We start from the raw sequence: 14,826 nt of genomic DNA on the forward strand, positions 1-14,826 counted from the left end.
GACCCGGCTTTTTTATTGCGCGGCCAAATAAGGCGGCTTCAGCCGGTTTTCGCAGGCCGCGAATAAGCTAAGGTGCCGGCTCGAACAGGCCAGCGACAGGCAGAAGGATCAGGAATGCAGCGTTTCCGGCTCGGGATGCCCTTGAAGTTCCTGGCGGCAGGTGCCGCCCTTGCCATCGGTATCCAGGCGGCAATGGCCGATGAATGGCGTACCACCTCTTCGCTGCTCGGCGAATCGAAATACGGCGAGAACTTCCAGCGCTACGACTATGTCAATCCGGACGCGCCGAAGGGAGGCACGCTGAATTCGACAGTTGTCGGCTCCTACGACAGCTTCAATCCTTACATCGTACAAGGCTCGCCGGCTGCCGGTTTCGCTCCGTTCGGGGGCGGCCTGCTTTACGAAACGCTGATGGAACAATCCATCGACGAAGGTGGCAATATCAGCCACCCGCTGGTTGCCGAAGCCTACAAATATCCGGCTGACTATTCGTCTGCCACCTATCGCCTCGACCCGCGGGCGAAATGGCACGACGGCAAGCCGATCACCGTCGATGACGTGATCTGGTCGTTCAACGTGCTGAAAACCAACAGCCCGATGTACAACCGCTATTTCGCGAACGTCACCGAGGCGGTGGCGGTTGGCGACCGGGAGGTGGAATTCCGCTTCGACCAGAAGGGCAACCGCGAGCTGCCGAAGATCATGGGCGACATGGTCGTATTGCCCAAGCATTGGTGGGAAGGCACGGACGCCAAGGGCAACAAACGCGACATAACCAAGCCGACGCTGGAAATCCCGCTGGGCTCGGCTGCCTACAAGGTGAAAAGTTTCAAGCCGGGTTCTGAAATCATCTGGGAGCGCGTGCCCGACTATTGGGGCGCCAAGCTGCCGGTGAAGATTGGCCGCGAGAACTTCGACACCAAACGCTACGTCTATTTCCTCGACGACAGCGCCGCATGGCTCGCCTTCACCAAGGGCGGCCTGGAAGACATCAATGTCGAAAATAGCGGCCGCAACTGGATGACGAAATACGACTTCCCGGCCTTGAAAGCCGGCGACGTCATCAAAAAGCAGTTCCCTGCGGCGGCGCTTGCCAATTTCCAGGGCTTCATCATCAACACCCGCCGGCCGCTGTTCCAGGACCGGCACGTGCGCCAGGCGCTGTCTTACCTTTACGATTTCGACACGATCAACCGCACCCAGTCCTTCGGCCTGAATACGCGGATCACCAGCTATTTCATGGGCAAGGATCTTGCCTCGAGCGGCCTGCCGCAGGGCAAGGAGCTCGAAATCCTCAACCAATACAAGGACAAGCTGCCGCCGGAGCTCTTTACCGAGGAATTCAAGATTCCCGCCTTCGACAATCCGCAGGCGGAACGCAAAATCCTGAAATCGGCAGTCGATCTGTTCAAGCAGGCCGGATGGGTGATCAAGGATGGCAAGATGGTCAACGCCAAGACCGGCCAGCCCTTTGCCTTCGAAATCCTCGATTTCCGGCAGGGCGCCGAGGCGACGCTCAATCCCTATGTCACCATGCTGCGCAAGATCGGTATCGTCGCCACGCTGCGCTTTGTCGACAGCAGCCAGTACGTCAATCGCGTCAACAGTTTCGATTACGACATGACCACGCAAGTGCTGCCGCAGTCTGATTCGCCAGGCAACGAACAGCGCGATTTCTGGTCGTCCAAGGCGGCCGATTCGTCCGGTTCCCGCAACTATGCCGGCATCAAGGATCCTGTCGTCGACGCGCTGGTCGACCGCGTCATCTTCGCCACCGACCGGAACGATCTCATTGCCGCCACCCGCGCGCTCGACCGCGTGCTGTTGTGGAGTTTCTACGCGGTGCCGCAATTCACGCGGCCGGATGTGCGGCTGGCCTACTGGAACAAGTTCGGCATTCCGGACAAGCAGCCGTCCTATATCGGGCCGGACATCGATTCCTGGTGGATCGATGTCGAGAAGGAGAAAGCCCTGGCCGCCAAGTACAAGGGCCTCAATTGATGGCAGGTCCGTCCCGCCGCGATGTGCTGGCTCTTGGAGCAGCGACGGCAGCGGTTGCTCTTTTGCCTGGCCAGGTCTTTGCCGGCAGTCCGACGGAAACACCCCTGCACGGGCTGTCTGCCTTCGGTGACCTGAAATACCCTGCCGGTTTCAAAAACTTCGACTATGTGAACCCGGACGCGCCGAAGGGCGGAACCTTCAATTTCGCGCCTTTCAGCTGGGTGTTCAACCAGAACCCGCAGACCTTCAACACGCTGAATTCATTCATTCTCAAGGGCGACTCACCGCCACGCATGGACATGTGTTTCGAAGCGCTGATGGCGTCGGCGCTGGACGAGCCCGATTCGATGTATGGGCTGGTCGCGGAAACGGTATCGATCGCGCCCGACCGCAACAGCTTCACCTTCAAGCTGAGGCCGGAGGCGCGGTTTCATGACGGCTCGCCGCTGACCGCCGAGGATGCCGCCTTCACCTACAAGCTTTTGAAAAACGAAGGCGCCCCGGATTTTTCCATTCCCTTGGCGCGCCTTGCCGATGCGATCGCCGATGACAAACAGACATTGAGGCTCGTTTTCGACGGCAAGCAGAGCGAACGGCTTATCCTGTCGGTGGTCGGATTCCCGATCCTGTCCAAGGCCGATATCGAAGCCAACGGCTTCAAGGGCGGCATGCGACCTTTGCTTGGTTCAGGTGCCTACAGAGTCGGGCGTGTGGCGCCCGGCCAGACCATTGAATACGAGCGCGTTGCCGACTATTGGGCACGCGATCTCAACGTCAATCGCGGCCAGAACAATTTCGACCGCATCCGCATCGATTTCTACCTTGATCGCCGGGCTGCTTTCGAGGCCCTGAAGAAGGGAGATACCTTCTATCGGGAAGAATCCGTCTCGCGCAGTTGGGCGATCGACTATGATTTTCCGTCGATACGGGAAGGCAAGGTCATCAAACATGAATTCGCAGCCGAGAAGCGGCCGCTCATGCAGGCGATGGCACTCAATCATCGCCGTGCACCCTTGAACGACATCAAGGTGCGGGAGGCTGTGGGGCTCTGCTTCGATTTCGAATGGGCGCGACGCAACTTTTTCTACGATCTCTACGACCGCTCGCAGTCCATGTTCGAGCTTTCCGACTATCGCGCGGAAGGCAAGCCGAGCGCCGAAGAACTCGCATTGCTGGAGCCGTTGCGCGGCAAGATCCCCGAGGCGGCCTTTGGCGAAGCCGTCCTGCAGCCGGTTTCCGATGGCTCGGGCCGCGATCGCAAGATGCTCGGCAAGGCATCGAAGCTGCTTGCGGAGGCCGGCTGGAAACGCAGCGGATCCTTTGTCCAGAACGACAAGGGTGAAAAGCTGACGCTGGAGATGCTGAGCGATGAGGAGGTGCTCTCGCAGAGGTTTTCACCTTTCATCGAAAACATGCGCGCCGTCGGCATCGACGCCACTTCCCGCATCGTCGACACGCCACAATATCAGCGCCGGCTGTCGGACTATGATTTCGACCTCGTCATCGCGGCAACTCTATTTTCGCCGTCGCCGACGCAGGACGAGATGGAGCAATTCTTCCATTCGCGCAGCGCGGCCATGCCGGGAACCCGCAACTATCCCGGCATTGCCGATCCAGGCGTCGACGCGCTGGTCGACGCCGTCGGCGCGGCCAAGGACCGGCAAAGCCTGATTGCCGTCATGCGCGCGCTCGACCGGGTCTTGCGCGCGCGGCACGACTGGATTCCAAACTATCACAAAGCGAATCACTGGGTCGCATTCTGGGACATGTTCGGCTTCAAGGAGCCGAAGCCGGATTATGCCTTCCCGATCGAGTCGCTGTGGTGGTTCGACAAGGACAAGGCGGCAAAGATTGGCAAAGGGTGACGTAGCTTTCCTCTCCCTGTTTACGGGGATGGGAAGCCGGCAGGCAGGTGAAGGGCGGCGCGAGCCTGGCAACATCGAGTGCTGCCCCTCATCCGTACGGAGTCTGTTCTCGGGCTTGGCCTCGGCAAGACCCTGGGAGGCACCTTCTCTCCTTGAACGGGAAGAAGGGAGAAGCTGATGGGCGCCTATATCCTTCGCCGGCTGCTTTTGATGATCCCGACGCTGTTCGGCATCATGGCGATTTCCTTCGTTGTGGTGCAGTTCGCGCCCGGTGGGCCGGTGGAGCAGGTCATCGCCAAGCTGACCAACCAGGGTGGCAGCGCAGCAGATCGCCTTGGAGGCGGTGGCGGCAGCGATCTCGGCGGCAGCAATTTCGACCCCGCCGGCAACGTCAGCTCCAAATACCGCGGCGCGCAGGGCCTCGACCCCGAATTCATCGCCAAGCTGGAGAAGCAGTTCGGCTTCGACAAGCCGCCGCTCGAACGTTTCGGACTGATGTTGTGGAACTACGCGCGCTTCGATTTCGGCGACAGCTATTTCCGCGACATTTCGGTGGTGAACCTGATCCTGGAAAAGATGCCGGTTTCGATTTCGATCGGCCTGTGGATCACGCTGCTTTCCTACCTGATCTCGATCCCACTCGGCATCCGCAAGGCGGTCAAGGACGGCTCTTCCTTCGATACATGGACCAGCGCCGTCGTCATTGTCGGCTATGCCATCCCAGGCTTCCTGTTCGGTATCCTCTTGATGATCCTGTTCGCCGGCGGCTCGTTCTGGGACTGGTTTCCCCTACGCGGCCTGACCTCCGACAACTGGGATCAGCTGTCCTGGCCTCAGCGCATTCTCGATTATTTCTGGCACCTCACCCTGCCGCTGACGGCGATGGTTCTAGCGGCCTTCGCCACCTCGACGCTGCTGACGAAGAACTCCTTCCTGGAAGAGATCCGCAAGCAATATGTGGTGACCGCGCGCGCCAAGGGCCTGTCCGAACGACAGGTGCTTTACGGTCACGTCTTCCGCAACGCGATGTTGATCGTCATCGCCGGTTTCCCCGGCGCGTTCATCTCCGCCTTCTTCTCCGGCTCGCTGCTGATCGAGAACATCTTCTCTCTCGACGGTCTCGGTCTGCTCGGTTTCAAATCGATCGTCGACCGTGACTATCCCGTCGTCTTCGCCAATCTCTACATCATGTCCCTGATCGGCCTCTTCGTCAGCCTGATCTCCGACCTCACCTACACCTGGATCGATCCGCGCATCGACTTCGAGCGGAGAGACGTGTGATGGCGGATGTCGCAGCCAATCCAGTGGCCGATACGGCGCCGATCGGTCGACCGAAGGTCTCACCGCTCAACCAGCGCCGCTGGGCCAATTTCAAGGCCAATCGCCGCGGCTACTGGTCATTGTGGATCTTCCTCGTGCTGTTCGTGCTGTCGTTGTTTTCGGAACTGATCGCCAACGACAAGCCGATCATCGCCTCCTACAAGGGCGAAATCCTGTTCCCGGTTCTCGTCGCCTATCCGGAAGAGAAATTCGGCGGCTTCTACGCGGTAACCGACTATCGCGATCCGGTGATCCGCGACGAGATCAACGCCAATGGCTGGATGATCTGGCCGCCGGTCCGCTACTCATACCGCACCGTCAACAACGCGGTGCCGGAAGCGGCTCCATCCAAACCGTCCTGGATGTACGATGCCGAGAAACGCTGCGGACAGTACCCGCAGAAGGCGGCTGATCCTGACTGCATCGTCGGAAACTGGAACTGGCTGGGTACGGACGACCAGGCGCGCGATGTGCTGGCGCGCGTGATCTACGGCTTTCGCATCTCGGTGTTGTTTGGCCTTATATTGACGTTGGGCTCGGCGCTGATCGGCGTTTCCGCCGGCGCGATCCAAGGCTATTTCGGCGGCTGGGTGGACTTGTTGTTCCAGCGTTTCATCGAAATCTGGTCGGCGATACCGGTGCTTTACCTGCTGCTCATCGTCGCCGCCGTGCTGCCGCCGGGCTTCTTCATCCTGCTCGGGCTGATGTTGCTGTTTTCCTGGGTCGCCTTTGTCGGCGTCGTGCGTGCGGAGTTCCTGCGCGCCCGCAACTTCGAATATGTCAACGCGGCGCGTGCGCTTGGTGTGCCGAACGCCACGATCATCTTCCGCCATCTGCTGCCCAACGCCATGGTGGCGACGCTGACCTTCCTGCCCTTCATCCTGAACGGTTCGATCTCGACGCTGACTTCGCTCGACTTCCTCGGGTTCGGCCTGCCGCCCGGTTCGGCATCGCTCGGCGAATTGCTGAAGCAGGGACAGCGCAACCTCAACGCACCCTGGCTCGGCCTGTCCGGCTTCGTCGTGATCTCGCTGATGTTGTCGCTGCTGATCTTCATCGGTGAAGCCACCCGTGACGCCTTCGACCCGAGGAAGACGTTCAAGTGAGCGAGACCCCCCTTCTCTCCGTCCGCGATCTCTCCGTCGCCTTCCTGCAAGGCGGCAAGATCTCGACTGCTGTCGACCACATCTCCTTCGACATCGCCAAGGGCGAAACGGTGGCGCTGGTCGGCGAATCCGGCTCCGGCAAGTCGGTCTCGGCGCTTTCGGTGCTGAAGCTTCTGCCGTATCCGCCGGCAAGCCACCCGTCGGGCCAGGTCCTGTTCGGCGGCCAGGACCTGCTCAAGCTGGACGAGCGGCAACTGCGCGGCGTGCGCGGCAACAAGATCACCATGATCTTCCAGGAGCCGATGACATCGCTGAACCCGCTGCACACCATCGAGCGGCAGATCGGCGAAATCCTGAAGCTGCACAGGGGCTTGGGCGAAGCGCAGGCACGCAAGCGCACCGTGGAACTGCTCAACGAAGTCGGTATCCGGGAACCGGAAAAGCGGCTCGATGCCTACCCACATCAGCTTTCCGGCGGCCAACGCCAGCGCGTCATGATCGCCATGGCGCTGGCCAACGAGCCTGAGCTTCTGATCGCCGATGAGCCAACCACGGCACTCGACGTAACGGTGCAGGCGCAGATCCTGGAGCTGCTGGCCAAGCTCAAGGAGAAGAACGGCATGTCGATGCTGTTCATCACGCATGACCTCGGCATCGTGCGCAAGATCGCCGACCGGGTCTGCGTGATGACCAAGGGCAAGATCGTCGAAACCGGCCCGACCAAGGAAATCTTCGCCAATCCGCAACATGCCTATACGCGCCATCTGCTCGCCGCCGAGCCGAAGGGCCGGCCACCAGCAGCCGACGAGAATGCCAAGGCGGTGATGCGCGGCGACGACATCAAGGTCTGGTTCCCGATCAAGCAGGGCTTCTTCCGCCGTGTCGTCGATCACGTGAAAGCCGTCGACGGCATCGACGTGACCGTGCGCGCCGGTCAGACGCTGGGCGTCGTCGGCGAATCCGGCTCCGGCAAGACGACGCTGGGCCTGGCGCTTTCGCGTATGATCTCGTCGACAGGCGCTATCCAGTTCGACGGCCGCGACATCAACAAGCTTTCCTTCAGCGCCATGCGGCCGCTGCGCAGCGAACTGCAGATCGTCTTCCAGGATCCGTTCGGCTCGCTCAGCCCACGCATGTCGATCGCCGAGATCATCGAGGAAGGGCTGAAGATCCACGAGCCGAAACTCAGCGCCGACGACCGCGACCAGCGCGTCGTCGATGTCCTGGACGAGGTCGGGCTCGATCCTTCGACGCGTTTCCGCTACCCGCACGAATTCTCCGGCGGCCAGCGCCAGCGCGTGGCGATTGCACGCGCCATGGTGCTGAAGCCACGTTTCGTCATGCTGGACGAGCCAACCTCGGCGCTCGACATGAGCGTGCAGGCACAAGTGGTGGATCTGCTGCGCAACCTGCAGGCCAAGCACAATCTGGCCTATCTTTTCATAAGCCACGACCTCAAGGTGATCCGCGCGCTCGCCAACGATGTCATCGTCATGCGCAACGGCAAGGTGGTCGAGGCTGGACCATCCGAACAAATTTTCGAGCGGCCGCAGACGGAGTATACTCGAGCCTTGATCTCGGCTGCATTCCGCATCGAGACCGCGCCGCTCGGCGCGGTCAACGAATAGCGCAATTCCAGGAAAAGTGTGTAACGGTTTTCCGTCCGGAATTGCGTAAAATAAAGAGCTAGAGCGTTCCGCGTTTCCGTGAAAAACGGAAACGCTCTAGCGGCAGAGTAGCTTCTGGGGAGAAGAAAGAAGAATGCCAGTTCTGGAAAAAGGCCGCGTCCTGCTCTCGGTCACCGGATTCCATCCGCAGCGCTGGCACGAACTGCTTTCGGCCGAACGCGAAGTGGTTACCGAACCCGCCGGCGCGGCTGACCCCTCGATCGCCTATGCGGTGGTCTGGAAGCACAAGCCCAACCTGCTTTCCAAACTGCCGAACCTGCGCGCCATCTTTTCGATCGGCGCCGGGGTCGACCATATCTTCAACGATCCGGGCCTGCCAGACGTGCCGATCGTCAAGGTGGTGGCCGACAACCTCACCCAATACATGACCGAATATGTGGTGTGGCGCGTGCTCGATCATCACCGCCAAGGCGCGCTCTATCGCCATCAGCAGCAGAAGAAGATCTGGCACGAGCCGCAGCAGCGGCCTGCCAGCGACATTTCCGTCGGCATCATGGGATTGGGCACGCTTGGCAGGGCCGCGGCTTCGGTGCTTCTGTCCCTGGGCTTCTGCGTCAACGGCTGGTCGCGCACCGCGCGGCCAATGGAGGGGGTCACCACCTATGCCGGTGACAACGGCCTGATCCCCTTCCTCAACGCCACCGACATTCTGGTGGTGCTGTTGCCGCTGACGCCCACCACGCAAGGCATCATCAACTACGGGCTCATCAAGGAGCTGCGGCGCAGGAACGGATTGGGCGGCGCCGTGCTGATCAATGCCGGTCGCGGCCGACTGCAAAAGGACGACGACATTGCGCGCGCGCTGGACGAGGGCGTTCTGAAGGAGGCGAGCCTGGATGTGTTCGAGGTCGAGCCCCTGCCCAAGACCAGTCCGCTATGGAGCCATCCGAAAGTGTATGTGACGCCGCACGCTGCCGCGACATCCGACCCCAACCACCTCGTTCCGATCATGCTGGCGCAGATGTCAGCCCTTGAACGAGGCGAACCGCTGCAGAATACGGTCGATCGCGCCGCGGGTTATTGAGCGGACGCAAAACCGCTACCCACTTTTGCTGGAATTGCTATCGCGCTCGCAACTTTGCGATCAGCTTTCCGCTGGCTTGGGAATGCATTGACGCCTGATCAGCGAACGGTTCATGGCGTCGACCTGGCCCGCGGCCTGATCGGCCGACTGCTTTTTCGTCGAGCGGATATCCGGCAGAACCGGACCGAGCCCAAGTGGCGTTTCGGCAAACACCGGCTTGGCATCGGTGGCGACGCCGCCGGCGCTCGCGACTGCGTTGCGCTGGGAAATCAGCCTCTTGCACTCGACCTTGTCATACTGGAGCGACGTCTGCACAGCCGCATCCTGACGCGATACCAGCGAGGCATCGCCGGCGCAGCCAGCCAGCAACAGCAGGAACAGACAAGCGGACGATCTCGGCGCCATCGGCGAATCTCCATCGGTCGGGCAGGGCAATTTCGCACGGCTGCCGCCGCTGCCGCAACCGTGGTTGCGCGTTGGCCCGAAAATCGGAACCCTATCCGCGCAATTCGCGTCTCAGGATCTTGCCGACATTGGTCTTCGGCAGTTCCGTTCGGAACTCGATGTATCTCGGCCGCTTGTAGCCTGTGAGGTTCTGCTTGCAATATTCCAGCAGCGCCTCGGCGGTGAGGTTCGGATCCTTCTTGACGACGAAGAGCTTCGGTATCTCGCCGGATCGCTCGTCCGGAATGCCAATCGCCGCCACCTCCAGCACGCCCGGATGCTGAGCAACGACTTCCTCCAGTTCGTTGGGATAGACGTTGAAGCCGGAAACCAGGATCATGTCCTTCTTGCGGTCGACGATCTTGGTGTAGCCCTTGTCGTCCATGAAGCCCATGTCGCCGGATTTGAAATAGCCGTCATCCGTCATCACCTTGGCGGTCTCGTCGGGCCGGTTCCAGTAACCGGCCATGACCTGCGGACCCTTGATGCAGATTTCACCCACTTCGCCCAGCGGCACGGCATTGCCGTCCTCGTCGCGGATGGAGATCTCGGTCGACGGGATCGGCAGGCCGATGGTGCCGGTGAATTCATCGGCGTCGAAACGGTTCGCCGTCGCCACCGGCGACGTCTCCGACAGCCCGTAGCCTTCCGAAATATTGACGCCCGTGAGCTGCTTCCAGCGCTCGGCAACCGGCCGCTGCGCGGCCATGCCGCCGGCAAAGACCAGAAGCAGCGGTTTGAAGTCGAGCTTGCGGAAGTCCTCGTTGTTGAGCAGCGCGTTGAACAGCGTGTTGAGCCCGGGGAAGACGTTGACCGGATATTTCTGCAGCTCCTTCACGAAGCCGGGAATATCGCGCGGGTTCGGGATCAGGATGTTCTGCGCGCCCTGCTGCATGCCCATCAGCGCATTCACCGTCAGCGCATAGATATGATAAAGCGGCAGCGCGCACACGAAGATCAGGCGATCCGGCCGAGCCCGCTTGATGAAGGCGGTTTCCTGCCACAGACGATTCTGTTCGACATTGGCGAGCACGTTGCTGTGCAGCAGGGTAGCGCCCTTCGAGATGCCAGTGGTACCCCCGGTATATTGCAGGAAGGCGATGTCGTTGCGCGACACCGCAACCGGCGTGAAGGCCTTGCCCGCACCTTCCCTGAGGGCGGCCGGAAATTTCACATGGCCGGGCAGCGACCATTCCGGCACCAGCTTCTTCACCTTGCGCACGACCAGATTGACGATCATGCCCTTCAAGCCGCCCAACATGTCGCCCATGGAAGCGACGACGACATGCTTGACCTGCGTGCGGGCAATGATTGCCTGCAGCGTGGTAGCGAAATTCTCCAGGATGATGATCGCTTCGGCGCCGGAATCCTTGAGCTGATGCTCGAGTTCACGCGGCGTATAAAGGGGATTGACGTTCACCACGGTGTAGCCAGCCCTGAGAACCGCCATCATAACGACCGGATATTGCAGCACATTCGGCATCATGATGGCGACCCGCGCCCCCTTCGCCAGCCCCTTCGACTGCAGATAGGCCGCGAACGCCGTCGAATGCCGTTCCAGCTCCGCATAGGTCATGGTCTTGCCCATGCAGGTGTAGGCTGGACGCGACGCGAACTGCTTGCAGGCCGTGACCAGGAGATCGCCGATCGACTCCGCTGGCAGGCCAGAGATCTTGGCCGGAACGACACTTGCGTAGCTGGCCAGCCACGGCTTCGTCGGCTGGCCAGCGGCGAGCGACGCGATTGCCCGGGGCAGGCTTTTGCCCGCGGGCCCGGCGTCTGAAGCCGGCGCTGTCGCCGCCTTGCTCGCCTTGGCTGAAGTCTTCGTGGCAGCGGTTGTCTTGACGGCAGCCGATTTCGCCGCCGCTGCGGGTTTGACAGCCGCCTTCACCACTTCGGACTTCGGTTTCGCTGCTTTGGCTTCCGCAGGTCTCGCAGCTGCCGTCTTTGGAGTTTTGGCCGGCTTGGCCTCGCTGGTCTTGGCTGGCGCCTTGGCAGCAGCGCCTGCTATGGTCGCAGCTGACTTCACCGTCCCTGCGTTTGGTTTGGTTGTCTTTGCAGCCGGAGCGGCCGCGGTTTTCGCCGCAGCAGTTGCAGTCGGCTTTGCCGTCCTGGATTTGTCGGTCGCCTTGGGCGTCACCGCCTTCTTCGAAGAAGCGGCTGGCTTTGCCGTGGCCGCTTTCACAGTCTTTGCCGTGGCCGGCGTCTTCGTTTCGGCAGGCGCCTTTGCGTTGCCTGCAGCCTTCACCGAGCCTGTTGTCTTCGTTGCCTTCGCCACCTGTTCCTCCCTCGACGACTGTGGGCCGGCTCGACCCCTCTTGGGCGGGGGCTGACGTGCCACGACTGGCGCTGTTCGCGCCGAAAACCCTGCTGCCGACTATGTATTGCGACTATTTGCTCCCGTGCAAGTCTTGCCCCAACGGCACCTTGACGGGAATCTGCAGCAGGTCGCTAACAAGCCACTGGGCGCGTCCTTTTTTGCATGAAATTGCCGTAGGAGGATTTTGCGCTTCAAGGAAAGATACGGGCGTTCATATTCTCGTGATGGACGCTTGAAGCAATAATATTATCAGGCTCTTGGCGCTTACTAGAATATTATTTCCATAACAGGACCGGGGACAGAGAGGGTGTTCCAATGCCGCAAAAACGGTGCTTATATGCGCCCTTCGCGAGCCTATAGAGGGGCTTGGCAGAACACCAGGGAGTGCTCAATGAAAACGAAACTGACTTTTGCGGCCGCGCTGCTGGCCGCAACCGTCATGGGTGGGATGGCGAACGCCAAGCAGTTGGTTTACTGCTCGGAAGCGTCGCCAGCTGGTTTCGACCCGTCGCCTTGGAGCGGCGGCAACGACTTCGACGCTTCATCGCGTACCATCTATTCCCGACTGGTCGAATTCGATCACGGCAAGACCACCATCTCGCCCGGCCTGGCCGAGAGCTGGACCGTTTCCGATGACGGCAAGGAATATACCTTCAAGCTGCGCAAGGGCGTGAAGTTCCAGACGACCGACTGGTTCACGCCGACCCGCGACCTCAACGCCGAGGACGTCAAGTTCTCCTTCGAGCGTCAGTGGAAGAAGGACAGCCCGTGGTACAGCTACCTGGCCGGCACCGGCTGGGAATACTTCACCGGCATGGGCTTCCCGGAGCTGCTCAAGGAAATCGTCGTGGTTGACGACAACACCGTCAAGTTCGTGCTGAACAAGCCGGAAGTCGCCTTCTTGCCGGACCTTGGCATGGACTTCTCCTCGATCGTGTCGAAGGAATATGCCGACCAGCTCGAGAAGGCCGGCACGCTGGCGCAGTTCTCGCAGAAGCCTGTCGGTACCGGCCCGTACCAGTTCGTCGACTACCAGGTTGACGCGGTCATCCGCTACCAGGCCTGGGACGGCTACTTCGGCGGCCGCCAGAAGATCGACGACCTGATCTTCGCCATCACGCCAGATGCAGCCGTGCGTGCGCAGAAGCTCAAGGCCGGCGAATGCGATATCATGTCCTATCCGGCACCGGCTGACATCGCCGGCCTGCAGGCTGATACCAACCTCAACGTCGCCGAGCAGGAAGGCCTGAACGTCGGCTACATGGCTTACAACACGACCGTCGCGCCGTTCGACAAGGTCGAGGTCCGCAAGGCCCTCAACATGGCCGTCAACAAGCAGGCGATCATCGATGCGGTCTATCAGGGCGCCGGCCAGGTGGCCGTAAATCCGATCCCGCCGACGATGTGGTCCTACAACAAGAACATCAAGGATGATCCATACGATCCTGAAGCGGCCAAGAAGATGCTGGCCGACGCGGGCGTCAAGGACCTGTCCATGAAGATCTGGGCCATGCCGGTGTCGCGTCCATACAATCCGGGCGCGCAGCGCGTTGCAGAGATGATCCAGGCCGACTACGCCAAGGTTGGCGTCAAGGCCGAGATCGTCTCCTACGAGTGGACCGAATACCGCGAACGCGGCAAGGCCAAGGATCGTGACGGCGCCTTCCAGCTCGGCTGGACCGGCGACAACGGCGATCCGGACAACTTCCTGTTCCTGCTCGGTTGCTCGGCCATCGGCCAGTCCAACTACGCGATCTGGTGCAACAAGGAGTTCGAGGACCTGCTCCAGGCGGGCAAGGCCACCACGGACGTCGCCAAGCGCACCGAGATCTATGAGAAGGCCCAGGAGGTGTTCAAGCGTGAGGCCCCATGGCTGACGATCGCTCACTCCAAGGTGTTCATGCCGATGAATAAGAAAGTCGTTGGCTTTGCCATGGATCCACTCGGTATTCACCGTTTCGACGGTGTTGACGTTACCGAGTAAGCCTTTCAACGCGAAATAGGGAACGGCGGCGCTGGACTTTCGGCGCCGCCGTTTTATTAAGGCCCATGTTCCGCTATCTACTCCACAAGCTGGCACTGATTGTGCCAACCATCTTCGGCATCTCGCTGGCGGCCTTCGCATTTGTGCGCCTGCTGCCAGGTGACCCGATCCTCGCTATGGCTGGCGAGCGCGGCGTGAGCCCCGAACGCTATGCCGAACTGATCGAACGGTTCGGTTTCAACCGGCCCTACATCGTCCAGTACTATGAATACATCAGCCGCGTTCTCGGTGGCGATTTCGGTATCTCGCTCTCCACCAAACGGCCGGTTTTCGGTGAATTCATGACGCTGTTCCCGGCGACGCTCGAACTTGCCCTCGTCGCCATGATCATCGCCATCCTCATCGGCATTCCTGCCGGCATCTTCGCCGCCGTCAAACGCGGCTCCTGGTTCGACCAGGCCACCATGGGCGTTGCGCTGACCGGCTATTCGATGCCGATCTTCTGGTGGGGCCTGCTGCTCATCATCTTTTTCTCCGGCTATCTCGGCTGGACACCGGTTTCTGGCCGCATCGGCCTGCAATTCTTCTTCAAGCCCGTCACCGGCTTCATGCTGATCGACAGTTTGATCTCCGGCCGCCCCGGCGCCTTCTGGTCCGCGGTCAGTCATCTCATCCTGCCGTCGATCGTGCTGGCCACCATTCCGCTCGCGGTCATCGCACGACAAACACGCTCGGCAATGCTCGAGGTGCTGGGCGAAGACTATGTGCGCACCGCACGTGCCAAAGGCCTGTCGCCACGCCGTGTCATCGGCCTGCACGCGTTCCGCAACGCGCTCATTCCGGTCATCACCACAATCGGCCTGCAGGTCGGTACGCTGATGGCCGGCGCCATCCTGACCGAGACGATCTTCTCCTGGCCGGGTATCGGCAAGTGGATGATCGACGCCATCGGCAAGCGCGACTATGCGGTCGTGCAGAGCGGGCTGCTCATCATCGCCCTCATCGTCATGGCCGTGAACCTCGTCGTCGACGTGCTCTATGCCGTCATCAACCCACGTATCCGGGTGCAGTGAC

General features: G+C 60.8%; 10 protein-coding genes. 8 read left to right on the forward strand and 2 right to left on the reverse strand.

Going from position 1 to position 14,826, the window contains the following annotated elements; genetic code table 11:
• Positions 1–135 precede the first annotated feature (135 nt).
• From AO692_RS20325 to AO692_RS20350, 6 genes are all read left to right on the forward strand, one after another.
• Positions 136–2,001 (forward strand): extracellular solute-binding protein, encoded by a 1,866-nt coding sequence (locus tag AO692_RS20325; RefSeq protein WP_244483431.1) that lies wholly within the window; start codon positions 136–138, stop codon positions 1,999–2,001.
• The gene (locus tag AO692_RS20330; protein WP_054311863.1) at positions 2,001–3,866 is read left to right on the forward strand and encodes an extracellular solute-binding protein; all 1,866 of its coding nucleotides are present in this window, start codon (positions 2,001–2,003) and stop codon (positions 3,864–3,866) included. Before AO692_RS20325 ends, AO692_RS20330 begins: the two co-directional genes overlap by 1 nt.
• 177 nt (positions 3,867–4,043) lie before the next feature.
• Complete coding sequence (locus AO692_RS20335; RefSeq protein WP_054311864.1) at positions 4,044–5,147, forward strand: microcin C ABC transporter permease YejB; 1,104 nt, start codon at positions 4,044–4,046, stop codon at positions 5,145–5,147.
• Complete coding sequence (locus AO692_RS20340) at positions 5,147–6,292, forward strand: ABC transporter permease (RefSeq protein WP_054311865.1); 1,146 nt, start codon at positions 5,147–5,149, stop codon at positions 6,290–6,292. The genes AO692_RS20335 and AO692_RS20340 overlap by 1 nt, the downstream gene beginning before the upstream one ends.
• A complete protein-coding gene (locus AO692_RS20345) occupies positions 6,289–7,920 on the forward strand; it encodes an ABC transporter ATP-binding protein (protein WP_054311866.1) in 1,632 nt (543 codons plus the stop codon). The genes AO692_RS20340 and AO692_RS20345 overlap by 4 nt, the downstream gene beginning before the upstream one ends.
• Positions 7,921–8,062: 142 nt before the next feature.
• Complete coding sequence (locus AO692_RS20350) at positions 8,063–9,004, forward strand: glyoxylate/hydroxypyruvate reductase A (protein ID WP_054311967.1); 942 nt, start codon at positions 8,063–8,065, stop codon at positions 9,002–9,004.
• A 60-nt stretch (positions 9,005–9,064) separates the two neighbouring features.
• Here AO692_RS20350 and AO692_RS20355 read toward each other — a convergent pair whose 3' ends face one another.
• Entirely contained in the window at positions 9,065–9,409 is a 345-nt protein-coding gene (locus AO692_RS20355; RefSeq protein WP_054311867.1) for a hypothetical protein, read from the reverse strand.
• A 91-nt stretch (positions 9,410–9,500) separates the two neighbouring features.
• The gene (locus AO692_RS20360) at positions 9,501–11,459 is read right to left on the reverse strand and encodes a long-chain fatty acid--CoA ligase (protein WP_244483432.1); all 1,959 of its coding nucleotides are present in this window, start codon (positions 11,457–11,459) and stop codon (positions 9,501–9,503) included.
• 700 nt (positions 11,460–12,159) lie between these two features.
• On the opposite strand from AO692_RS20360, the gene AO692_RS20370 reads away from it, so the two are divergent.
• Positions 12,160–13,752 (forward strand): ABC transporter substrate-binding protein, encoded by a 1,593-nt coding sequence (locus AO692_RS20370; RefSeq protein WP_054311869.1) that lies wholly within the window; start codon positions 12,160–12,162, stop codon positions 13,750–13,752.
• 65 nt (positions 13,753–13,817) lie between these two features.
• Positions 13,818–14,825: an ABC transporter permease subunit gene (locus AO692_RS20375; protein ID WP_054311870.1), complete on the forward strand. Its 1,008-nt coding sequence runs from the start codon at positions 13,818–13,820 to the stop codon at positions 14,823–14,825.
• Position 14,826: the final 1 nt, after the last annotated feature.

The organism is Mesorhizobium sp. 1M-11 (assembly GCF_001303895.1).
Taxonomy (GTDB): Bacteria; Pseudomonadota; Alphaproteobacteria; order Rhizobiales; family Rhizobiaceae; genus Mesorhizobium.